The sequence below is a fragment of the Legionella sheltonii genome (genome assembly GCF_026191355.1).
GTDB lineage: Bacteria > Pseudomonadota > Gammaproteobacteria > Legionellales > Legionellaceae > Legionella > Legionella sheltonii.
This window is the reverse complement of the sequence record NZ_JAPHOQ010000003.1, coordinates 220,553-243,327: the sequence shown is the minus strand read 5'-3', so window position 1 is coordinate 243,327 and position 22,775 is coordinate 220,553. Positions and strand designations below refer to the sequence as shown.

The window sequence follows — 22,775 nt, the reverse complement described above, 5'->3', positions numbered from 1 at the left end:
CTTCTCCTTTTTAGTTAACTTTCATATTTAAAATGTGTTTCATTTTCAGTAATTGGGTTTTAGCCACTTCAGGGTTATTGTTTTTGGGAGCTTCATCAGGTACAAAAAATGAACTTCTCTTGGAACAGTTTTTACAAAAATCAATAAATTGGGGTAAGGTTGGCGGTAGTTCCTTATTTTTTCGACATAAATCAATTGCCAGATCAAGAATGTTATCCGCATAGGCAAGTAGTCCTTGTTGCCATTCACCTTTAACAAAAACTAAAAACTCATCGCTTTTAAATTGACTACGCCAAACCTGTCCGTACATAGCTGCAAACCTCAAAAATAATCGATCAATGCGCTTGCGACTTTCCTCGGTAGGCGCTAAGGTCGATGATGTTGTCATCGGCTTCTTCTTCAATTCCTGATTTACATGACTCCCAGAAGCTGTCTCTAATGGGTTGTTTCTTATAATTTGTTTCATGGACTGCATTATTTGTCTCCTGACACGTATCACTTTGAATTTCATCTTTCCAACAATGTTGCGCTAACCAATTGGCAGGATATTTCCAAGCAGCAACCCATTGGCCTTGGCTATGCTGTTGTTGATAAAACTGGATTTGTTGTTGTAAAGCCGAATAAATTTGTATTGGCAACTCAGGTGTGAGATTAAGCGCTTGAAATGCTTCCCATGCTTTTTGCTTTGATTTTTTTAGCGGATACAAATCCCAAAATTTTTCGAATTGTGATAATAAAAAAATATAATAATTATCTTCTTTTAGAGGTGTGTCGGCTTTTGGAGATTTATCTATGCCGGCTTTTAGTGGGTCTGTCTTTGATAAGCCAGTGTTTATAAGGCGTTGCTGATTTTTAGCTGGGTCTAGTTGCTGTGTCGGGTTTAGGTCTAGTTTATTTTGGACGGAATAACCCATTGTAGCTAATTCGCATCTTAAAATTAATTTTAAACCTTCGGATTGTGGTGTAATAAGCCCTGCTCGCCCCAAAGCAGATAAGGCGCGGCGTATTTGCATGCGTGAATAGCTCTCGCTTTTAATGCCTTGATGCGGCTCAATATAAAGTTGCTCTGCTATCGATTGATAGCTGATTCCGCGCTTTATGCCGACTAATCCTGTTTTGATATCCATATATGGCCTTATCCCTCTTAGGTAAGCCAGTTGCTGAAGGTGTGGCATCCCACATAAAGCAGCAAGTTCTTTGTCATTAATTAAAAAATCCACTACTCACTCTCAATCCGTGTATAAATTCGTTATTATTTTTTTTCTATGGTATATTTACTATTAAATACTACTAGAATCGTACGATTCGTGTAAATAATTATTTTAATTTACCACCATTCGGTGCATTGTCAATATATATTTTCACAATATGGGATTAATTGGGTTGGTTAATATGAATATAAAAGAAAAAATTGGTCAAAGAATTCAAGAAGAACGGATAGCAAAAGGATTAACTAGAAAGGCCCTTGAGGAGTTAACTGATGATCTTAAACAATCAAGAATTAGCAATTGGGAGCGAGGTGATAGAACTCCAGGGCCTGAAGAAATAAAACAACTTGCTAGAGCACTAGATATTTCACCTGCTTATTTGATGTGCCTAACCGATGAGAAACGTCCAAAAAAAATTCCAGGATTAGGGTCATTGGTTCCAATGCTCGATCATCAACAAGCCTGCGATCCTAAAGAATTCATTCAAAGGGTTAGGAACGAACATAATTCAGATGAAATAAGCTTTATACCGATTTCTTCTGAGCTTAGTACTCGTCTTGGAGAAAATGCATTTGCTCTAAAAATGAAAGATGAGAGTATGCACCCTGAATTAAGAGTTAATGATATTTTGATTATTGATCCCAATTCTGAACTGCATCCAGGAAGTTTAGTTGCAGCACAGCTTAACGAAGAAAATGAGGTTATCGTGCGTAGATATAAACAACTAACCTTATCAAAAGAATTTAATCCATTTGAATTGCGGGCCGAAAATGATAATTGGGGGAATATAAAAATTGATAAAGTAACTGACGCTATAATTATCGGCGTTATTGTGTGTGTTGTGAGGTATACAGGGAGATACTAATACATTTAGCCTAATTAATTCGATTTACCAGTGAAATGTTAACGGATAGTTCTGAGATTTTTTATAAACCACTCATGTTACGCACGTGAACTTGCAGTTTGAATAAAAAGCATTAGAATTTTGCCCTTAATTTTAGGGAGTGAATTCAATGGATATGCTTGATCTTTATTGTGATTATTTAATTTTCCAAAACAAATATGCGACTGCTACCGGGTTATCTGATTTGGTTGATGGAGCATTTGCTCATAACAAAGTAACACGATTTCTTCGTTTTGAACATTTTGGTTCAAAATCACTTTGGCACTATGTCAAAAAGCCAGTTAGGTCACAAGAAACAGTAGGAGGAGTATTGATACTTGATGATTCCATCGAAGAGAAGCCCTACTCTGATGAGAATGAAGTGAATTGCTGGTATTACTCTCATGCTAAAGGGACTGTACTCAAAGGGATAAACATCTTGTCTTGCATGGTTCGTTACGCTGACTTCAGTGTATCCATAGGATATAAGGTGATTAAAAAAGATATCGCTTATTGTGATATTAAAACCAGACAAACCAGAAGAAAATCATCAGTGAACAAGAATCAATTATTTCAAAGCTTGATTGCACAGGCTATTACCAATAAGGTGATGTTTGATTATGTGCTAGCTGACAACTGGTTTGGCTCGAAGGCCAATATGGTTCACATCCATAAAGACCTTCAAAAGTCGTTTATCATTGGAATCAAGTCTAACCTAACATTAGCCTTATCTGAAAACGATGCCAAAAACGGGCGGTACCAACAAGTAAGAGCATTAGAACTTGAAGAGGATATACTGGCTTAAAGGCCTAGACCTCCCCGTGAGGCTCCTGAAAAAGGTTTTCAAAAACGAAAATGGCTCAACAGGAATTCTCTATCTTGTTTCAAATGACATGCAAAGTAGTGCCGAACGTCTTTATGAAGTTTACCCTGGCGGATTGAAGAGTATCACAAGTCAATTAAGCAAAATGCAAGCTTAACCAAGTCCCCAGCTCGAATCGTCATAACACAGTGCAATCATATTTATGCGTCTATTATTGCTTACTGCAAGCTCGAAATGCTGAAGATAAAAACCCAATTAAATCACTTTGCCATTAAGTACAAAACTAATTGTTAGAGCGAACCAAATTGCCTGGCAGGGGCTTAAAAATATTGCTGCTTAAAATTGATCGTGGGTAACATGAGTATTTGAGCTAAAACCTTAAAGTAATTTTCTGCTACACTTAAAATACAAACTGTCTTCCAAGGTTAGGTATGCGCTACCTCTTTATTTTGATAGCTCTTCTATCCCAACCACTTTTTGCTAAACCATCCGAAGCCATCTTTGCTGGTGGTTGTTTTTGGTGTGTTGAAGCCGATTTTGATAAAGTTCCTGGGGTTTTAGAGACTATTTCAGGCTATGATGGTGGTACTGAGCCTAAACCTGGTTATGCATTGGTCTCATCGGGTAAAACTGCTTATGTGGAGGTTGTGCGTGTTGTCTATGATAGTGACAAAGTGACCTATAAACAATTACTGGATTTTTATTGGCGTCATATCGACCCAACGGTACAAAACCAGCAATTTTGCGATGTTGGTAAGCAATATCGCAGTGTCCTTTTCTATTTAAATGACGATCAAAAAAAAGCAGCTTTAGCTAGTATTGATGGAATAAAAAAACGATTTCCTAAGGTATATACTGAGGTAATTCCCTCTACAACGTTTTATCCTGCAGAAGACTATCATCAAGATTATTATCAAAAAAATCCAATTCGTTACAAATATTATCGTTACAATTGTGGTCGTGATGCACGAATCAAGGAGTTATGGGATGAAAAGTCTCGTTAGTTTCATTGTAAGCTTGTTTATGCTAAGTACTGCCATGGCCTACACGCCTGAATTTAACAAACCCGAAAAACTAAAACAGCTTACGCCTTTGCAATACCAAGTGACTCAAAAGGCTGCTACAGAAAAACCTTTCGATAATCCCTATTGGAATAATGAACAAGCCGGAATTTATGTGGACATAGTTTCAGGAGAACCTCTGTTTAGTTCTCTGGATAAATATGACTCGGGAACCGGTTGGCCTAGTTTTACAAAACCCATAAATAAGGCAAATGTTATTTTAAAACCTGATAGACACTATTTGTTTTTTGTGCGAACTGAAGTGATTTCTAAAAATGCGCAATCTCATTTAGGGCATGTATTTAATGACGGCCCAAAACCTACCGGCGAACGATATTGCATGAATTCGGCAGCATTGCGATTTATCCCAAAAGATCAAATGAGCAACGAAGGCTATGAAGAGTATTTAACTCTGTTTAAATAGATTGCTTATGAAACTCATAAAGCCTGTGCATCGCTGTCCCTATCACTAACAAAGAAAAGATCATTGCTAAACTTAGGAAGTGGTTTGGCCAAAGCATCATGGCTATAAAAAAAACAAAGGCTTCAGCTCTTTCTATTAATCCTGGACTGTAATGAAAACTTTTTTCTGAATCATTAGTCTTAAAAATACCCACCACAAGAAAACTCGTGATACAAAGTAGTATACTCGCCATCATTAACAAAGACCCAAGACCTCGCTCATTAGGATTAATAGCCCATAAGGCAAACACAACACCCACCTCAACCACGCGATCAGTCATAATATCCAATACACTACCCCAGTCAGAGCAATGGTTAGTCAGACGAGCAATAGTACCATCGAGGGTATCACAATATCCAGACAGTAATAGTAAACTAATGGCCAGATAGGGTAGGTTTAGCCACAGTGCGGGTATTACTAAAAGACCCAATACGCCAGAAAAGAAGGTGACTTGATTTGGGGTCACTCGCTCTATCAACACAGGAGTGATTGGATTGACACAAAGGCGTTGATACAATGGCCTAAGGTATTGTTCTATCATAGATTTATCCTAATTTATTTAGCCAACGAACAAAAGTTCGAATTTTAGAAGAAAATATAAACGGCCTATAATACTCTCCCGCAACTCGCTTACTAATTTCACTAAAAGTGGGATACGCTGCAATCGCATCGGTAAAAGTTCGCAAATTTTTCCCTTCTTTAACGGCTATAACCCAAGGTAAAATTAATTCACCTGCATGAGCGCCCACTATGCTCACACCCAAAATTTTAGCTTTTTTACCGGTTATGATTTTAATTTTGCCATTTACTTTATTTTCCGCTTGGGCTCTGTCCACCTCGGCGAAGGCAAATTCTGTGATTTTTAAAGTGGGGTCTTTTAAAGCCTCACTCGCCAATAGGCCCACATGGGCTAATTCGGGCTCAGTATAAGTCACCCAAGGCACCGCTTTGTAATCTATTTTTGCAGGCCATTTAAAAGCAATATTTCTCAATGCAATACCCGCTTGATAACTAGCCATGTGCGTAAATTGATGAGGCCCTGTCACATCGCCTATGGCGTATATTTTTTTATTAGTGGTTTGAAGTCTGGCATTCGTGTTTATCCCTTTGGTGGTGTATTGAACGCCTGCTTTTTCCAAATCGAGCCCGTCCACATTAGCCACACGACCTGTTGATACCAACAAATGCGACCCAGTGATGGTAATTGGGTTGTCCTGGTTTTCCAAATGAACACTAATAGTCTTATCAACACTCTCTTCTATTTTGTCAATTTTAATGTGTTCATAAAGTGCTATCTGCATCGACTCAAGTTGACTTCGAATAATAGCCACGCAATCGGCATCATCCTTAGGAAGAATAGTAAAGGCTTCTAAAATGGTGATTTTAGACCCAAGCATTGCAAAAGCCTGAGCTAATTCACAGCCTATAGGACCTCCGCCGATAACAATCAAATGCTCAGGTTGTACTTTTAGGTTAAAGATGGTTTCATTAGTTAAGTAAGAGACCTTGTTTAAGTTCTGGATAGGAGGGATGGCCGGAGATGAGCCGGTAGCAATCACAAAATGTTTGGCCTGAATAATTTTCCTTTTTAATTTAAACTGTTTAGGCCCTATAAAACGTCCTGCTTCTTGAATAACCTGAACACCTAGAGAGGTAAAACGTTCCACCGAATCATTTTTGGCAATACACGCTATCACATTTTGCACCTGTTGCATCACTTGCAAAAAATCAATTTTCACCGATTTTGCCTGAATACCTAAAACAGTCGAATGTTTGGTTTGATAAAAGATTTTGGCAGTGTTCAATAGCGTTTTAGAAGGGACGCAACCGTAATTTAAACAATCACCTCCCATTTTGTTTGGTTCAACCAATACCACTTGTAATCCCAATTGAGAGCAACCTGCAGCGATACTTAAGCCTGCAGAACCCCCGCCAATAATGGCCAAATCACAAAATAAATCTTTATCTTTCATTTTTTCAGTACCCTGTTTACCCTTTTTTTTGTAAAAAACAGGAATCAAAGAAAGAGCGGCTAATCCTAATAAAGGTAGAATAAATTTGGGTTCAAAAATAATCCCCAGATTAGGCTGAAGGCTTGCTGCAAATAGTTCGCCCAATCCATTACCAACAGACACATAGACAATAGAGCCAGGAATAATTCCTATAAAAGTGGCTATGATAAAAGTATAGGCGCTCACACCCAGTAAGGCAGAAACGATATTAATCACCCAGAAAGGAAATAATGGGATAAGTCGCAAGGTGAGCAAATAAGAAAATGCATTGTCTTTAAACCCAGAACGCATCCGCTTAACCCAACCTGAAGCACGCTTGGAAAACACTTCGCCTAAGGACGATTGGACTGCAAAAAAAAGAATCGTTGCACCTAAAGTGGCACTTAGAACCACCAAAAAAGTTCCCCAAAGTATTCCAAATAAGAAGCCGCCTATTAAAGTCAAAAAGATAGCACCTGGAATAGAGAGAGCTACGGCCACTGTATAAATTAGTATAAAAACTAAAGAGGCTAGATAAAAATGTGATTTTGTCATGGCTATAAGCCATTCATGATTGTCTCGTAAATTGGCAAAACTTACGTATTTATTTAAGCCTAAACCAAAAAAAAGACCTAATAACACTATTATTATTAAAAGGGGAAGCCACGATTTTATTGCACTAACTTTCATTAGATGATGTCCTTTTCATTATTCACATAACTCTCCTATTTACTTATCAGGAGTTTTTGACTTTCGGCTAAAATGAAAATCCTTTTTTATTTGCCAATAGTGACGTTGAGCTTTAATTGGCATCAAAAGTAACCGTATAAGACTATTATCTGATGGCTTGGAATAGCCAGGCACACCAATTATGATAGCTTGTTGGGGAATATCTAATTTGATTGTTTGATGCAACCTATCCCAAAATGAAAATACAACCCCATAATTACTATTGGTTTCATCTAGATAATTGGAATGATGAATGCCATGCATTCTTGGAGTAACGATAATTTTATTAATTAGCCGTTCAAAGCGAAAAGGCAATTTGATATTGCTGTGTTGAAAAAAAGTATGTGCTTGAAAAAAAAATTCATAGCAAAAAAAGAGTAAAGGACTCACTCCAATCAACCCTAATTGCACCAACCTAAAGAGACTCGAATACATAATTTCCACACAATGAAAACGCATAGCGGTTGAAACATCTAAGTCAGGATCAGCGTGATGCACGACATGGAATCGCCACAATAACGGAAGTTTATGATTTAGAGTATGCCAGTAGTAAAAGCTTAAATCCATTAACAAAAACCCAAGTACAAACAGTACCCATTGATTAAAGGGAAGCATAGAGAGAAGACCCAAATCATGGCTAAAGGTGAAAAGGACTGTGACTTTTGCTAAGGGGCTAATTAACAGGCTTGCGATGACATAAACCAAGACGGTAAAGGTGAAATTAATCGCTAATCGCTGCAATAATGGGCGAGTTGCTTTTCTTAAAGGCCACTTTTTTTCTAAAACAAACAATGACAAATAAATAAGAGTAAGAATGAGTACTAAGTAATATTGTACTGTACTGTAATTGATCTCAGACATTAGTTTAAAAGGCTCGTGAATTGTTTCTATAAACTTGCCTATAAAAATGGCTCAAGTCAATCCAATTATAATTATCTTTATTCATAGTCATCATTTTTCTCTTAAATTAGTGGTAGTTGTTGGACTGAAAATATTTTTCTATTTTCAATGTGTCTCTGTAAGAGTAAATGGTGTTCTTGCTTACATTTTTTTGTTTGGGTAATTAAACAGTAAGAAATTCAGTAAGATATTCTGCAAAATCAGTTGGTTTCATCGTTATCGCCTTGCAAATCAGGGATTATTCCTGGGTACCTAGTCTCCATTTTCAACTTTATATCGGGAAACACATCGATCGTCATACGAAGGTAATAGTAACTGTTCGAGGAAATACACCTACCGCAGAATTTAAAATTTTCTAAACTAAGCCTCTCAAAAAGAGGAGCTAGAAATGAAATCAAAAGAAGAATACTGGGAGCGTCTATTTAAAGGATATGAGCGAAGTGGGTTATCGCAAGAAGAATTCTGCAGCGAACAAGGCATTCCTATTGCAAAATTCAAGTATCAATGGCGTAAAAAGTTTGGCGCAAGGAGCAATAAAACTACAGTGCAAAATAGTTCTGAGAAACCCGGTGATTTTGAACCAGTACTTATTAGTAAAAATGAGTCTGTTTCCCCAGAACCTGTAACGAGCCAATCTATTATTATCCAATTTCCCAATCAGATTTGCTGTGAAGTACAAATAGATATCAAGAGCCGAGATTTTTCCTCCTTACTGAATCAATTGAGGTTGCTATGCTGATTCCAGAAGAAGTACAGGTTCATTTATATTGCGGCATTACTGATATGAGGAAGTCGATTAATACGCTGGCGATTTTGGTCAAAGAAGTATTCGGCATGGAACTGGAGCCAGGGCATTTATTTTTATTTCGTAGTCGCTGTGGCTCCAAACTCAAAGCCCTGTACTATGAGGCGTGTAGTTTTACTTTATGGTACCGTAGGCTAGAGAAAGGACAATTCATTTTCCCTCGTAGCCATATTGAGTTAACAAAAGACCATTTAAATTGGCTGATAGCTTCTAATAAATACACGTTTCATCAAGGAGAAGAGCCTGTAATTTATCGCGATTTTCATTAAAAAAAGCTCAGAACATCATGGTGGATATGGTATAATTCCACCATGAAAATGACTCCTGACCACTCTATTTTTTCTTCAGAATTTCAAGCGATTCTCGTCCCACTTCAAGATGAAAATCAAGTCTTAAAGCAAGAAGCCCAGGAATGGAAAGAGAAATACCATCATCTTCTTGAGCAATTGCGCCTGGCCAAACAGCAACCCTTTGGTCGCTCATCAGAAGCCCATATAGGGCAAGGCGAATTGCAATTTGATGAAGCGGATTCGGTTGAGAGCACTGAGCTTCCAGAAGAGGAAAATACCATTACGGTAACCTACACCCGGAAGAAGCCAGTCAGACGCCCAATACCTGCGCATTTACCTCGTGAAGTAATCGAGCACGATATTACAGAAGAAGAAAAATTCTGCGTCTGTGGGTGTATGAAGCAACGTATTGGGGAAGCAGTTACCGAGCAGTTAGAGTATGTTCCAGCGCGTCTTTCTGTCATTGCCCATGTTCGCCTTAAATATGCCTGCAATCGTTGTGATGAGGCAGTCACTATTGCCCCTATGCCTTCGTTATTCCTTCCTAAAAGCATGGCTACTCCAAGTCTTGTAGCTCATGCCATCGTTAGTAAATACGAAGACCATTTACCTTTGTATCGCCAGGAGAAAATATGGGCTCGATTAGGGATTGAGATGCCAAGAAACACCGTATGTGGCTGGATAATGGCGGCATACGAGGTGTGTGAACCCATGGGACAAGCGCTTCATGGGGAACTTATTACATCGAACTATCTACAAGCAGATGAAACCACTATGCACGTCATGGATGAGCCGAATCGAAAGAATACCAGCACCAGTTATATGTGGGTCTATCGTAACCACCGGCCCGATAAAAAAGTAGTTCTTTTTGATTACCAGCAAACAAGGCAAGCGCAGTGGCCCAAACAAATACTTAAGGATTTTAAGGGCTATCTGCAAACTGATGGGTATAAGGGCTATGATTGGGTGGATGACCACCCGGATATTATCCATTTGGGGTGTTTGGCTCACGCCAGGAGGCCTTTTGCTAAGCTTGTAAAACTGGCTAAAACCACGGGGAAGTCGTATCAGGCTGTAGCCTACATTAAGAAACTCTACCTTATTGAGCAGAATGCCCGTAACAATCACTATTCTCATCAGCAACGATATGAGCTTCGCTTGCAGCAGGCAAAGCCGATTCTTGACGAACTGAAAAGCTGGTTGGATAAAACCATCAAAACAACAGCCCCCCAATCGGAACTGGGCAAAGCTCTCGATTATATGTATGGCAGATGGGGTGAGCTCACCGCTTATCTTTTGGATGGTTCCCTTGAGATTGATAATAATCTCATAGAAAACCTCATCAGGCCCTTTGCTTTGGGCAGAAAAAATTGGATGATGTCGGGTAGTCCAAGAGGTGCCCATGCCAGTGCATTATTCTATAGCCTCATTGCAACGGGTAAAGCTAATGGGCTCAATCCCTTCCATTACTTGAAAATTCTTTTTGAAAATATCAGCTCTTGTAGAACAGCGGAGGACTATAAGGCTCTCTTGCCTTTTAACCTGACAGGATTAAACTAATTGTTCCTTTCCATGCAACCCGTATTTCCACGAACGTTTACGTTCTATCTAAAATTTTTTTGAAGATTGAGGCATCTCAATAACCAATTTTAAACATGAGTTATTGACACTTAGATATTTAGATGAATTTTTAAAATAGTCATTCTGGTGAGCTTGTGCTGCTCTCTTGAAAAGCGATAGTTTGATGATCCTTCCAAGCATATTTTATTTTTTAGTACTTTTAGTAATTAAAGACAGGCATGCGCTTTGTCCTTGGGATTACTCCTCGATTTGCAAGTGTAAACCCACCCTTTTTAGTGCCAAGCTAAACTAGAGGTTTCCGGGTGTTTGCTTAATCGGTATTGAACAGGCGTCATGCTGTTTAAAGCCTTATGCGGCCGTTCCTCGTTGTACTCCTTTATCCATGTTTGTGTGATTTCTTTTACCTCCGTTAAATTTCTGAATGCGTACATATTCAAGACTTCCGTTCGGTAAGTCCGGTTGAACCGTTCTATATAAGAATTTTGCGTAGGCTTTCCCGGCTGGATGAACTCAAGTTTGATACCATGTTGCTCCGCCCATTCAGCCATCGCGGTTGAAATAAATTCAGGACCGTTATCCAGTCGCAATTTCTTGGGGTAACCTCTTAACCCAGCAATTTGATCCAGTTCACGAATGACTCGCTTTGATGGGATATTTAAATCGATGGCGATCCCCAGCAATTCCCGATTAAAATCGTCAACAACGTTGAATGTTCGAAAGCGTCTGCCTGTCATCAATGAATCAGACATGAAATCAGCTGACCATGTCTGGTTTAATGTATCTGGAACAGCTAATCTTTCTGGATTGCGGCTCGGTAGCCTTTTTTTACCCTTGCGACGCAAATTCAGTTTTAAGCTCCGGTAAATTCGATAAACGCGTTTATGATTCCAGGCCAAACCTTCCTGCCTTAATTTGTCAAACATCATCTGAAATCCGTAGGAAGGATAGTCTTCAGCCAACCGCTGCAGAGCTGCAATGACAACCTGATCACGAGTGAGATCAGGCTCATATTTATAAGAACTTCGGCTAAGACCAACTACATTGCAGGCTGTGCGTAAACTTGCCTGATGGTATGTTATTGCATAATCCACGAGCTCTCGCTTTTCGGCTGGCTTTAAAGCTTTTTTTCGATAATATCTTTGAGAATCGTATGCTCTAAACTGAGGTTGGCAAACATCTGTTTCAGGCGCCGATTTTCTTCTTCCAAATCCTTCATTCGTTTGATGTCTGAAGCTTCCATTCCACCGTACTTTGCCTTCCAATTGTAATACGTTGCATCGGAAATACCGTATTCCCGGCAAACATCCTTTACTAGTCTGCCTGTCTCTACCGCTTTCAAAATACTGATTATCTGGCTTTCGTTATATCTCGATTTCTTCATCTAATTCTCCTCGGGTCATCATTATACCCGGAGAACTTTAATTTTGACTGGTCCAATTATAAGGGAGGATTACACAAGGCTTCGAAATCTATGCATAATAACATTACATTAAAAATACGGAAGAGCCGTGAAAACATATGGACAACAAATTTCTATGGACGATCTAAACCAATATAAAGCAAAACTTTTAGACTCAACAAGTGACGTTGTTCTAATTACAGATAACAATATAGACAACCCTATAATTCAGTATGTAAATAAAGCTTTTGAGAATCTAACTGGCTTTACTAAAGAAGAAGCGATTGGTCAAACGCCTCGCATACTGCAGGGCTCAAATACTGATAAAAATACGCTAAGACGCATAAAAAGATCACTGGTTCTTAAAAAGCCTGTTCGTGTTGAACTTCTTAACTATACTAAAGATGGCCGAGAATATTGGTTGGATTTTTCAGTAGTTCCACTATTCGATGATAAGGGCGAAGTTTCCTATTTTGGTGCGATAGAGAGAGATATTACCCAACAAAAAATCTCGCAGAATAACTTATACGAACTTGCAAATAAAGATCATCTCACAGGCGCAATTAATCGAAATCGCTTTTATGATGTTGCTGCTGTATCTTTTGCTAATCATCTCAGGAGCAACCTAAACTTTGCGATTATGGTCATTGATGTTGATAGCTTTAAACATATTAATGATACATTTGGGCATTTAGAGGGTGATGAACAGTTAAAGTTAATTTCATCTATATGTCTCAGTAATATTCGACAGACAGATTATTTATGTCGATTCGGTGGAGATGAGTTTATAGTACTGGTTCATGGAGTAGATAGCGATGCATTAAAAATTAAAGCGGATTCAATTATAACTGCCATATCAAATAATCAAGACATCAAAACCAGTGTAAGCATCGGTGCAACATTAGTAGATAAAAAGGATACGAATATTGACGATTTAATTGCTAGAGCAGATTTAGCACTCTATCAGGCTAAGAAAAAAGGGAAAGGCAATGTGAGCGTCCTTTTGGGGTTAAATGCCTAGTGATGTAATCAAGCAAATTTGTACACCCCAGTTAAGCCACTTTTTTTCAATAACTCCCAATAACGATTTTCAAATTGATTCGTACTTTGATAATCCTACAACCAGGTGATTCCCTTATCACCATATTAACTTGTTGAAAATAAAATTCACTAGAGTTAAATGAATTATATATCTCTTCCATAATTTAATCCGATTGTATTCTCAGGGTAATTTACCCTGCTTTCTAAACCTTGACCAAGAAGCTCATGGGTCATAAACACATTTTCTGCTTCCTCGGCAAACACCCTTTTGGCTTTATCAGATAATTCAACCCGTATTTCCCCGAACGCATACCCTAAATACGGGTTGCATTGATATTGATGCTTTGCGCTGAAGCAAATCAAGCCCATTGGGTAATTCTATTCATCTTGGCATTATTTTTTATTCTGGGAAGAATTCTTCATGCTTATGCTTTTATTTATAATAAAAAGCATTTCAAATTTCGTGTGCGGGGAATGGTTCTGACGTTTTCTGCACTTTTTTCCTTGCGGTGTTAAACATTAGTTTAATACTTTATAAACTCGGGTGATAAAACAATTATTTTTTTACCCTGCATAAATCTGTTCAAAGTATTTACTTTTTCTGAGCGGGCAATCTATTAGAAAAAGAATTATTGAGATCGCTGGACTTATTATACTCAGAAGCATTATGCACACCAAATTTGATTTAGGCAACATCGCCACGCGAAGATGCCAATAATCCAAATTTCTTAGAAATTAAGTGGTCAAGAGATAGTGAACCCGGGCCATAAAATAAAATCAAAGCAAGCAGCATAGCCCAGTAACGATGGTCTATTAAATCGAGATAGGTAAACTGAATGACAGCGGTCATAGCCAGTAAAGGCAATGTTGCAAGTCTTGTTGCAAACCCAAAGATAAGAAGTACAGGGCAAGCGAGCTCAAAAGAGGTTGCAAGACAAGCAGTAATTTCTGGAGGCACAAAAGGAACTTTATACTCTTCCCTAAACAAGAAGACGGTCGACTGCCAGTTTGATATTTTAGTCATGCCAGAATACCAGAAGATTTTAGCCATCCAAAAGCGCATGAATAAAACAAGCACAGGAAGGGCAATTTTCTCCAAAACCTTTGTAACTAATAGATAAATCTGAATGATTTTAGAAATGAACGGCTTATTTATAGAAGTCTCTACCGAATTATTGAGCATTATTGCCTCCGGTTTTAATGATATTGTCGACCAGCTGCTCCTGTAACACAAAAGCAACTGCTGAAGTTAAGTCAAAATTTTGATTGATTGTTTGTGCATACTGGACGCTCTCTAAAAGCTTTGCACCTTCAAATAATTTCTTTATGAAATGCCACTGATCTTCGGCAATCCAATAGGTATGTATTTCGTTTTCCTTACAGCCAATAACACCATAAGCTGCTTCTGTCTTAAGGGTAATTGCTTTTGAACTACAATTCTCAATGGTATCATGAATATCAAACAACGGGTATTTGGACTGAAAAATACAAACTGAAGGACAAAAATTCAGTTTGATATGATCTATTTCCTCTTCGGGGATGGTCATTAAATCTTGAGGAGAAATGGACTTAGAGTCTACAGCCCCATACGCCAAATGTTTGAGCCATTCATAGTGGGCATAATCACTTAAATAGGGCAACTCAGACAGTTGCTGTAATGTGGATAGAAAGTCAGGGAAATCTCCACCAAAATCATCAAGCCAGCCTGTCTTTGGTAAGTACTTATCCTTTTTGCAATAAGTATAGGCAACACTATTGGCACACTCATTGCCGATTAATTTCCAAACGCCTGGATAAGTAATCCTCAAAGCATTGATCATATTTTCAAAAATAGTCTGACGATAAACATCTAGCCGTTCTTGGGAGAAATCCGAGCTTATAAAACTTAAATCATCGTCTTTTTTAAAGACATTTCGATAAAAAGACTGTTGTAACTTAAGTAATTCATGCATTTGCTACCCCCCTATTAACTTTGTAAGACGAGAGGTATGACTCGCATTTTGAAGCTTCCTCAATTAAAATATTGAGAGAAGGGATGTCTGCATCCCATTCAAGTAAAGTTGGTATAGGGCCAAATCTTTGAACAGTATAATCGTATAGAGCCCACACCTCATCACACACATAATTATTGTGAGTATCTATACGCAGAGTACTATCGTTTGACAATTCTTTTATGGAATGACCAGCAATATGAATTTCTTTTACTAAATTAAATGGAATAGAATCAATGTACTCTTTGGTATTCCATCCGTGATTCCAGGATGAGATGAATAGGTTATTCACATCGAGCAGAATCTTGGCACCTGTTTGATTGCAAAGCTCCACCAAAAAATCGGATTCATGGAGCCTGGATGACTTATATTCTATATAGGAAGATGGGTTCTCAATAAGAATTTCTCGTTTTAAAAAATCCTGTGCTATCGATATACTACGCTTAAAGGTGTTAAAACTTTCTTCTGTATAAGGCACTGGAAGTAAATCAGGCATGTGTATGCCACCAACATGTCCCCATGAAAGATGCTCAGAAACAAATTTAGGCTGCACCTGATGAACAAGATTCGATAGACGATCCAAATGGACTTTGGAGATACCATCGGATGAACCCAAAGATAGCCCAACACCATGAAGGCTTATCGGATAATATTCGGAAATATTTAAAAGAGCTTTTATCTCATTTCCGCGGTTGGAGAAGAAATTTTCGCTATGAACTTCAAACCAGCCAATCGAAGGTCGCTCCTCTAGAACTTGTGTGTAATGAGGGTACCGAAGTCCAATACCTATTAGCGGGTTCAAAGTCATAATATACGAATCGATTAATTTGCAACTTCTATTTTATCTTTAATGTCTTGCCCAACAGCGCTAAAATCACCCGCATTTATTTTATCACATTGACCTTTTGGTACTAAGATCCACGATTCAGAATCACCTGCTTTATTTTGTCCAGCACAGGAGTGGGAAGAACCTTTGCAATCTGCTTTGTTTTCCTTAATTAATCCCTTGCCATCTTTAACAACGCTACATTTCTCCATTTCACCTTCAGCAAATGCAACACTAGTTGTTAAAGTTATCGCTGCTGCAACTGCTGTAAAAATTCCGCTTTTTATCATTTTAATGCTCCTTTATTAATATAACAGTTACATAACATGGTATTGGAAAATAATCATATTATTTCAGGACTATCCGATATGTTATCCTTTAAATGTAGCACCGATCAATTCGCTGTCAAGGTTAAACAAGTTTATAAATTTTCATGTTAAGGAGTAACTTGGGATTAAGATCCATCGTTGAGACTATTATTATTCTGTAAAATCCTTCCTTAAAATAATCAATACAACGCTAAATATTTGTAGAAAGAACGCTATTTCAGAATACAATTTATTACTACCTTCGATTGCAGTTGCTTTATTTTGAATAGTCACTTGATCAAGATATAAATTATCAATATATTCACCATAACGCTCAATTTCCTTTTTAACCTCTTTGACAATATCCGCTGTACTTGATGTTCCTGTTAACTCAGAAAAGTCTCTCAAATAGTCTTTTTTAATGACCTGAACTTCGACCTCATCTTTTACAGGTAAAACAGACAGAAGTATCGCGATATCAGCTCTGGTTTCTTTTTTTACTATATTGTTCCATACATCTTTAATGAGAATTTGTTTGTTCTGCGCTTGCATTTTCAAAGAAGATATAAGCAGCTCATTTTGTCTGATAAAGAAATATGAAATCACAGCTGAGCTAACCATCATGGAGAGAGCAAGAATTAAAACTAAATTACTAAGGTATTTACTTGTTTTACTCCTTTTTTTTTCTTTCATATTCCTTCTTCAGCTAATGAACATGATATTATCGATATATTAAGCTCAACGTTTTAATGAAAAGTTTAGGTGAATATTAAAAGATGTCAAGGCTTTCCCAGCCACGATTACTGGCTTACCGCTGACGGTAGTCTGTTTAAAGGCTATAGAGTCTGTATTAATCACCACAATTTCCCGAATCTTTACTTAATGAATACATACTCATTACATCATTTCCCCTTCCAAACTTCTTAATTCGAACCGCAAAACAAATCCGGATGCAAACTAAGTGGGGAGGAGGATTATATTAAAACAGTGCAACTTATTATAAGTCTTTAGGGTCGATGCCTTTAATTTTTGGCCAATTAATATTTGCCTTCTTTATGTTGCCAGGTATATTTTTTGCCCAAACATCTTGTGTTTTGCTGTTTAAATTTAGATACAGTGTTCCATCCACAATTCTCCAAGCTAAAGGATCACTCACTATTTTGCTCCCAACGGATACGCCATACGCGCAATATCCTCCATAAGCGGGAAGATATTTTTCAGGATTTGCAAGAAATGTTTTTTTGTTCTCTTGATTAGAAAAAATATAACTCACACCTTCATAATATTCCGTGTAGTTTCCGCTACCACGTACAGGCCCACCTTGTTGAAAATAAGACACAGGATCATACCCCTGAATACCCACCAAACTGTAGGAAATATCTGAAGCCCAGGCAAGAACTGGCATCATAAAAATAAATATTAATTGCGCTATATACAATGAGTTAAGTTTTTTCATCGCTGCTATCCTTATAAAAGTGTTAACCATATTTAAATCTTTTTACATTGAAGTGGCACGGAAAAACTTTCCCTGGACTTGCACCTGCCGCAAAACAAAGCGGCGCTTTTGTTGCAAAAAAATTGCGGCTCTTGTTTATAATAAACCATCCAATGCTACTTTTAATTACACACATTTAGGCAGCCTGGCGACCATTAGTAGAAAAGCATTAATAGTTGAATTAAATCATTTCAGCTTTTATGGAGCGCTTGCCTGATGGTTTTGAGGATTTGTCCATGTATCCTTCCTTGTAGGAGCACGAAATAAATTCTCTGTGCTGTCCAATTGAGTATGGTCCTTTTTTACTTTTAGAGCAAATAATTTACTTATTACCTCCATTAAGAAAAAGAAATACAGATAGAAAAAACCAATGATTTTAATGAATGACTAGAAACGAGGCATAATAGTGTTTTAGACAAAAGGATTCAATTGATGGACAAACAATTGTTCCTCAAGCCAAACATACAATTTTTTTACCAAATAGCTTGCCGCTTTCTCATCCTTCATTTCATAGATTAATTGTTCACAAATTTCTATGAAAGAAGCCTTGTTTTGGATTGCCTTTAACATATTTAGCTCTAACTTATCCAGTAGATAATATCTTATTTGAAGTTGGCGGCGCCAAATGACTAAAGATTGTGAATGAGCCATTTTTTTAGGACGAGGAGGATGCTTGTAACCATTTCTTGATGCTTTAATGAGGTCAAAACTGTTCCAATGCATTGATAATAAATGACAAGATGGATGAAGATAAAATTTCATGTCAGGCCATTCGCTTCCAGGCACAAGATGTAACTCCGTTGTTGTAAGTAGCGTTGCGTCAGCTGCTGTAAACGCCTGCGCTTCAGCCCATTCGTAGGATGCAATTTCTCCTAAATGCGGCCTTTTATTATAGGGTGGTTTTTCAGACAGAAATTTACTTAGGTGTTGACCAAAAAAATTAAGAGAATAGCTGTATGAGGGGTATAATCCCACATAATCTTGACACATTTGACTGAACTCATCTTGACCCATTAATACTGCTAACGTTTGATAATCACTTAATAGTGTTTCTTCAAGCCTGCTATAAAATCCATCAGTGTATATCGCTATTCTGTCAGCAATACAACCTTTTGGTGGCAGTTGTAAATAGGGTTCAATAAGCGGTTCATCGCTCAAAATAGAGTTTTGTAATAATATATAGAGATCATCAGATGGTTTCATGCACTAAGCTCACTTTTGCTTTGGACAAGCTTGTTTGCTTGATTTTTTTTGCATAGTCTAATTCCTGCCATAGTTCTTCAAATGTTGGAATATGGTCATCTCGTTCAATCATGGTTGAAATATCACCAAATCGGTTAATCGCTTTAGCATATAGCTCCCAGACTTCTTTGATAACTGGGTGATCGTGTGTATCAATAATATATTCACCACAATTCATATGGCCTGCTAAATGAAATTGTTGGACCCGGTTTACTGGAATATGGTTTAGATAAGTTTCTGAATCAAAACCATGATTAAAAGCGCTTACATAGATATTATTAATATCCAATAAAATGAAACAATCTGCTCGATTGGCTATTTCAGATAAAAACTCCCACTCAGTCATTTCAGATTGTTTATAAGTGATATAGCTGGAAACGTTTTCTAATACTAGTTGCCGTTGATAGAAATCTTGTACACTTTTGACCCGTTCAACAATATGGCTAATCATTTTCTCAGTATAAGGAAGGGGTAATAGATCATGCATATTTCGTTGATGTACACCAGTCCAGCACAAGTGATCGGAAATCCATTTTGGCTCTATTCGGTCAGCTAGTTTTTTAACTTTGCTTAAGTAGTCACTATTTAGTGGATCTGAACTTCCGATTGATAAAGAAACCCCATGCATAACCATAGGATAATGTTCGCGAATCTTATCTAAATAATAAAGTGGATTTCCTCCATCAACCAAGTAATTTTCCGTAAGAATTTCAAACCAATCGATTGTTGGTACATGTTCTAAAATATATTGATAATGTTCTGTTCTAAGACCAAGCCCCATACCTAGAGGTGGATAGGGTATGCGAACCTCTTGACTCTTCTCCATCGATTGTACCATCCTGGCGGTAGTTCCTATGAGTATTGATGCCTCATTCAAGACATCAATAGTTATATCAATACAGATTATGATTTACATTTGTGGTTGCTTTTACAATTGCTACTACCTTTGCAGCTGTTCGTACCCTTACAACTGTTAGTGCCCTTGCATTTATTAGTGCCTTTACAACTATTATGGCTAGTTTTACACTTATTTGTACCCTTACAATTATTAGTCCCTTTACATTTGTTAGTGCCTTTACAGCTATTATGCCCCTTACAACTGTTTTTTTCTGACTTCATCATAGTAGTATTACTACCTGAGTTAGTCTCTTGGCTTGCTGCTGCATTTACGCCAGAGGTAAATAAAGCCGCGGCTGCAGCTGCTATAATTAAACTTCGCTTGTCCATTTTAAGCTCCCTGTTGATAATATTATCCAGCTTAAAGGTAGCTGATTAATTGATAAATTGCAAAAACCAGGCAAAACCACTCAACTGCCTAAGCTCTGTTTATCAAAGGCAAATCTTGTTGTGAGCCATAAACTTGGCATATTACTTCACGTTATTTTCCTGCATTTTTGAATAGTGGCAAATACTTACCATAACCTCTTTTCTGCAGATCCTTGACTGGAATAAATTCCAGCGCCGCAGAATTCATGCAAAAACGTTTATTGGTGGGCGGAGGGCCGTCATCAAAAACATGCCCCAAATGTGATTTTCCATGTTTGGAAATCACTTCAGTCCGACTAGTAAACATGCTGCTATCATCTTTATATATTATGTTTCCAGGTTCTAGCGGTTTGGTAAAACTCGGCCAGCCAGTCTTAGAGTCATATTTATCGAGCGAAATAAATAATGGTTCACCGGTAACAACATCAACATAAATACCCTGCTCTTCATTATTCCAATAAGCATTATTAAACGGGGATTCTGTACCCTGTTGTTGAGTAACATTATATTGAATTGTTGATAATTTTTGTTTGATGACAGCATCTGAAGGTCGTTTATAGGCTTGTTCTGCATAGGCTGTCAAAGAGGCAACACTCATGAAAAAAAATAACAAACCTTTGATAATACGCTTCATGGTGGTTTCTCACTGATTAATGCTCTAATCTTAAGTATAGTCAGAATTCCGAACAACAGAATTCCGAACAACTGTCAATTTCCTTGACGTAAGTTATATGGTCTACTACAATTATAAAGGGCAAGAGGATACTGTCGTATTCCAATCTATCCAAAAATAAGGAGAAGTATCGTGCAACGTATTAAAAAAATCTCTATCGCTAACGCACAAGGCAAAGCCAAAGAGCTACTAGAAGGCACAAAAAAAGCTATGGGCACTGAATTAAATCTATTCAGCACATTTGCCAACTCACCAGCGGCACTGGAAGCCTACATTGGGATTATGACCTCTCTTAGCAAAGGTGCTCTTAACCCTAAACTACGCGAACAAATCGCATTGGTCTCAGCAGGTTATAATGGCTGTAACTACTGCGCATCCGCTCATACCTATCTTGGAGAAAAAGCAGGGATTAATAAAGATGAACTTAAAGAAAACCTCTCAGGAAAATCGTCTGATAAGAAAACACAAGTGGCTCTCAATTTTGCTACTCAACTGATTGAACGTCGTGGTGGGGTGAGTGAGTTCGACATCAAGACTGTCCGTGAAGCTGGATTTAGTGATGAAGAAATGGTTGAAATTTTAGCGCATGTAGCGATGAACACTTTCACTAACTACTTCAACGAAGCATTCAAGACGGACATCGACTTTCCTGTCGTTGATACCCATAAAGGACGTAGTGCAGCATAAATTATTCTAAGGGGTGGCTTAAAAACCACCTCCTTAATAGAAAATCCAAATTATATTTTGCCCCAAATACAAACCACCCTAAGATTCAATCCTCAAGTTTTTATTCTTGACTTTATAGAACGTCGATTTACAGCGGTTGAACTGGAAGATCCAGAGATCTCGAAATACCAATTGACTCAATGGACAAGCTTTTTGGTATCTACGTTTTTATTTTAGAACAAAAAACATCAGAGAAAAAGTTGCCATTCTTATTAGCGATCAATTGCCCCACACATTTTTCCCGAAATAGATACTATTCTATGGCGGGATATTTATCTTTTAATTGTTCGTGTCTTCCCAAGCTAGACTAGACATCATTATTATAAAAAAATCAGGACCAGAAGAAGGAGTATATATTCGTGCTGGAACCACAAATAGAAAAGCTGACACAGAAATGATTAAAGAGTTAAATCGCATAGTCAGCAATCAAACTTTTGATGAGCAACCCTTAACTGCATTGAACTCCGAAGCGATAGACTTCAGAGCTGCTTTAGAGCAATTCGAAAAAATTAGGAAGATCAATAAGAAAGATCTAGAAACGGTCGTTATCTTAATGGATTATCAAGGCAAAAAAGTACCTACAGTTTCAGGGTTAATATTATTTGGTAAGGACAGAGCCAAAATATTTCCAGATGCATGGATTCAAGCGGGTCGATTTCAAGGAACAGACAAGAGCTTGATTGTAGATAATGCTGAATTTCATAATTCTCCTGGAAAAGCAATTAAAGAAACAAGCTTTGCTTTTAATGAGGCTATACTGACGAAACAGCCCGATGCAAAGAACGTCATTCCTCCTCCATCAGTTGCCGTGATTAGCTGGAAAGCGAACACTCAGCGCGACGATCATTTTTGCCTTTTGCAGGACGTGGGGTGTATGGTATGGCAAAAGAAAAACAATTATGGTTTGCGCAGCCATATAGAGTTGGCTATTTTGCGTTACAAAAAAGTCATGGGGACAGCCATGAAAGCAAGGGAATTACCTCAGCAAAAAACAGAAGGTGGGATTGCTACGCGTGCTTTAAACCGAATCACTTCACTGGGTATGCCATTCTCTGTGAAAGTGAAGTAAAACCA

At 37.8% G+C, this 22,775-nt stretch carries 26 protein-coding genes and 1 pseudogene; 12 read left to right on the top strand and 15 right to left on the bottom strand.

Annotation, left to right across the window (positions count from 1 at the left end; genetic code table 11):
• Positions 1–10: 10 nt before the first annotated feature.
• Together OQJ26_RS04895 and OQJ26_RS04890 are read right to left on the bottom strand one after the other, a co-directional pair.
• Positions 11–388: a hypothetical protein gene (locus tag OQJ26_RS04895; protein ID WP_065235825.1), complete on the bottom strand. Its 378-nt coding sequence runs from the start codon at positions 386–388 to the stop codon at positions 11–13.
• Positions 336–1,220, bottom strand: coding sequence for a hypothetical protein (locus OQJ26_RS04890; RefSeq protein WP_131774937.1), 885 nt, complete (start codon positions 1,218–1,220; stop codon positions 336–338). The genes OQJ26_RS04895 and OQJ26_RS04890 overlap by 53 nt, the downstream gene beginning before the upstream one ends.
• Before the next feature lie 172 nt (positions 1,221–1,392).
• On the opposite strand from OQJ26_RS04890, the gene OQJ26_RS04885 reads away from it, so the two are divergent.
• From OQJ26_RS04885 to msrB (OQJ26_RS04870), 4 genes and pseudogenes are all read left to right on the top strand, one after another.
• The gene (locus tag OQJ26_RS04885; RefSeq protein ID WP_207385675.1) at positions 1,393–2,073 is read left to right on the top strand and encodes a helix-turn-helix domain-containing protein; all 681 of its coding nucleotides are present in this window, start codon (positions 1,393–1,395) and stop codon (positions 2,071–2,073) included.
• Between the two features lie 148 nt (positions 2,074–2,221).
• Positions 2,222–3,254 (top strand): annotated as a pseudogene (locus tag OQJ26_RS04880) (IS701 family transposase).
• Positions 3,255–3,345: 91 nt separating this feature from the next.
• Positions 3,346–3,918 (top strand): peptide-methionine (S)-S-oxide reductase MsrA, encoded by a 573-nt coding sequence (gene msrA, locus OQJ26_RS04875; protein ID WP_131774940.1) that lies wholly within the window; start codon positions 3,346–3,348, stop codon positions 3,916–3,918.
• Positions 3,902–4,399 carry a peptide-methionine (R)-S-oxide reductase MsrB gene (msrB, locus tag OQJ26_RS04870; RefSeq protein ID WP_165482901.1) on the top strand — a complete coding sequence of 166 codons (498 nt, stop codon included), beginning with the start codon at positions 3,902–3,904 and terminating at the stop codon, positions 4,397–4,399. Before msrA ends, msrB (OQJ26_RS04870) begins: the two co-directional genes overlap by 17 nt.
• Here msrB (OQJ26_RS04870) and OQJ26_RS04865 read toward each other — a convergent pair.
• The 3 genes from OQJ26_RS04865 to OQJ26_RS04855 are packed head-to-tail and all read right to left on the bottom strand — an operon-like array spanning position 4,392 to position 8,019.
• Complete coding sequence (locus OQJ26_RS04865) at positions 4,392–4,979, bottom strand: CDP-alcohol phosphatidyltransferase family protein (protein WP_131774942.1); 588 nt, start codon at positions 4,977–4,979, stop codon at positions 4,392–4,394. The two genes, msrB (OQJ26_RS04870) and OQJ26_RS04865, sit on opposite strands and share 8 nt — an antisense overlap.
• 4 nt (positions 4,980–4,983) lie before the next feature.
• The gene (locus OQJ26_RS04860; protein WP_131774943.1) at positions 4,984–7,119 is read right to left on the bottom strand and encodes an FAD-dependent oxidoreductase; all 2,136 of its coding nucleotides are present in this window, start codon (positions 7,117–7,119) and stop codon (positions 4,984–4,986) included.
• A gap of 39 nt (positions 7,120–7,158) precedes the next feature.
• The gene (locus tag OQJ26_RS04855; protein WP_131774944.1) at positions 7,159–8,019 is read right to left on the bottom strand and encodes a sterol desaturase family protein; all 861 of its coding nucleotides are present in this window, start codon (positions 8,017–8,019) and stop codon (positions 7,159–7,161) included.
• A 427-nt stretch (positions 8,020–8,446) separates the two neighbouring features.
• Here OQJ26_RS04855 and tnpA point away from each other — a divergent pair, with 427 nt between their 5' ends.
• Genes tnpA through tnpC form a run of 3 tightly spaced genes read left to right on the top strand, consistent with a single transcriptional unit; the run spans position 8,447 to position 10,713 of the window.
• Complete coding sequence (gene tnpA, locus OQJ26_RS04850) at positions 8,447–8,797, top strand: IS66 family insertion sequence element accessory protein TnpA (protein ID WP_131774945.1); 351 nt, start codon at positions 8,447–8,449, stop codon at positions 8,795–8,797.
• Complete coding sequence (tnpB, locus tag OQJ26_RS04845; protein ID WP_131774946.1) at positions 8,791–9,132, top strand: IS66 family insertion sequence element accessory protein TnpB; 342 nt, start codon at positions 8,791–8,793, stop codon at positions 9,130–9,132. Before tnpA ends, tnpB begins: the two co-directional genes overlap by 7 nt.
• Before the next feature lie 42 nt (positions 9,133–9,174).
• Positions 9,175–10,713: an IS66 family transposase gene (tnpC, locus tag OQJ26_RS04840; protein WP_131774947.1), complete on the top strand. Its 1,539-nt coding sequence runs from the start codon at positions 9,175–9,177 to the stop codon at positions 10,711–10,713.
• Positions 10,714–11,006: 293 nt separating this feature from the next.
• On the opposite strand, the gene OQJ26_RS04835 is transcribed toward tnpC, so the two are convergent.
• Positions 11,007–12,115, bottom strand: a protein-coding gene (locus OQJ26_RS04835; protein WP_131774948.1) for an IS3 family transposase whose coding sequence is annotated in 2 segments (ribosomal slippage) — positions 11,007–11,863 and positions 11,863–12,115 — 1,110 coding nt in all. Because the reading frame shifts where the segments join, the coding sequence is not laid out codon by codon here.
• Positions 12,116–12,242: 127 nt separating this feature from the next.
• Here OQJ26_RS04835 and OQJ26_RS04830 point away from each other — a divergent pair.
• Together OQJ26_RS04830 and OQJ26_RS04825 are read left to right on the top strand one after the other, a co-directional pair.
• Entirely contained in the window at positions 12,243–13,154 is a 912-nt protein-coding gene (locus tag OQJ26_RS04830) for a sensor domain-containing diguanylate cyclase (RefSeq protein ID WP_131774949.1), read from the top strand.
• A 350-nt stretch (positions 13,155–13,504) separates the two neighbouring features.
• On the top strand, positions 13,505–13,690 hold the full coding sequence (locus OQJ26_RS04825) for an MAPEG family protein (protein ID WP_416209943.1): 186 nt from the start codon (positions 13,505–13,507) through the stop codon (positions 13,688–13,690).
• A 169-nt stretch (positions 13,691–13,859) separates the two neighbouring features.
• Here the strand turns inward: OQJ26_RS04825 and OQJ26_RS04820 are convergent, their stop codons facing one another.
• The 8 genes from OQJ26_RS04820 to bufB (OQJ26_RS04785) all read right to left on the bottom strand — a co-directional run bounded on the left by OQJ26_RS04820 (position 13,860) and on the right by bufB (OQJ26_RS04785) (position 19,862).
• Positions 13,860–14,357 (bottom strand): DoxX family protein, encoded by a 498-nt coding sequence (locus OQJ26_RS04820; RefSeq protein WP_061489745.1) that lies wholly within the window; start codon positions 14,355–14,357, stop codon positions 13,860–13,862.
• Positions 14,347–15,126, bottom strand: a complete 780-nt coding sequence (locus tag OQJ26_RS04815) for an HvfC/BufC N-terminal domain-containing protein (protein WP_131774951.1) — start codon at positions 15,124–15,126, stop codon at positions 14,347–14,349. The genes OQJ26_RS04820 and OQJ26_RS04815 overlap by 11 nt, the downstream gene beginning before the upstream one ends.
• Positions 15,119–15,973 carry an MNIO family bufferin maturase gene (gene bufB / locus OQJ26_RS04810; RefSeq protein WP_131774952.1) on the bottom strand — a complete coding sequence of 285 codons (855 nt, stop codon included), beginning with the start codon at positions 15,971–15,973 and terminating at the stop codon, positions 15,119–15,121. Before bufB (OQJ26_RS04810) ends, OQJ26_RS04815 begins: the two co-directional genes overlap by 8 nt.
• Positions 15,974–15,987: 14 nt before the next feature.
• Positions 15,988–16,281: a BufA1 family periplasmic bufferin-type metallophore gene (gene bufA1, locus OQJ26_RS04805; RefSeq protein WP_061489742.1), complete on the bottom strand. Its 294-nt coding sequence runs from the start codon at positions 16,279–16,281 to the stop codon at positions 15,988–15,990.
• A gap of 189 nt (positions 16,282–16,470) precedes the next feature.
• Positions 16,471–16,992: a hypothetical protein gene (locus tag OQJ26_RS04800; RefSeq protein WP_131774953.1), complete on the bottom strand. Its 522-nt coding sequence runs from the start codon at positions 16,990–16,992 to the stop codon at positions 16,471–16,473.
• Between the two features lie 304 nt (positions 16,993–17,296).
• Positions 17,297–17,755: a YHS domain-containing (seleno)protein gene (locus OQJ26_RS04795; RefSeq protein WP_165482902.1), complete on the bottom strand. Its 459-nt coding sequence runs from the start codon at positions 17,753–17,755 to the stop codon at positions 17,297–17,299.
• Between the two features lie 450 nt (positions 17,756–18,205).
• Positions 18,206–18,997, bottom strand: a complete 792-nt coding sequence (locus tag OQJ26_RS04790) for an HvfC/BufC N-terminal domain-containing protein (protein ID WP_131774955.1) — start codon at positions 18,995–18,997, stop codon at positions 18,206–18,208.
• A complete protein-coding gene (gene bufB / locus OQJ26_RS04785; RefSeq protein ID WP_131774956.1) occupies positions 18,984–19,862 on the bottom strand; it encodes an MNIO family bufferin maturase in 879 nt (292 codons plus the stop codon). Before bufB (OQJ26_RS04785) ends, OQJ26_RS04790 begins: the two co-directional genes overlap by 14 nt.
• Positions 19,863–19,952: 90 nt before the next feature.
• Between bufB (OQJ26_RS04785) and OQJ26_RS04780 the strand changes: the two genes are divergently transcribed.
• Positions 19,953–20,312, top strand: a complete 360-nt coding sequence (locus tag OQJ26_RS04780; protein WP_265678076.1) for a hypothetical protein — start codon at positions 19,953–19,955, stop codon at positions 20,310–20,312.
• A gap of 102 nt (positions 20,313–20,414) precedes the next feature.
• On the opposite strand, the gene msrB (OQJ26_RS04775) is transcribed toward OQJ26_RS04780, so the two are convergent.
• Entirely contained in the window at positions 20,415–20,936 is a 522-nt protein-coding gene (gene msrB, locus OQJ26_RS04775) for a peptide-methionine (R)-S-oxide reductase MsrB (RefSeq protein ID WP_131774958.1), read from the bottom strand.
• 171 nt (positions 20,937–21,107) lie between these two features.
• Between msrB (OQJ26_RS04775) and OQJ26_RS04770 the strand changes: the two genes are divergently transcribed.
• A complete protein-coding gene (locus OQJ26_RS04770) occupies positions 21,108–21,662 on the top strand; it encodes a carboxymuconolactone decarboxylase family protein (protein WP_131774959.1) in 555 nt (184 codons plus the stop codon).
• Positions 21,663–21,990: 328 nt separating this feature from the next.
• Complete coding sequence (locus OQJ26_RS04765; protein WP_242605416.1) at positions 21,991–22,770, top strand: hypothetical protein; 780 nt, start codon at positions 21,991–21,993, stop codon at positions 22,768–22,770.
• Positions 22,771–22,775: the final 5 nt, after the last annotated feature.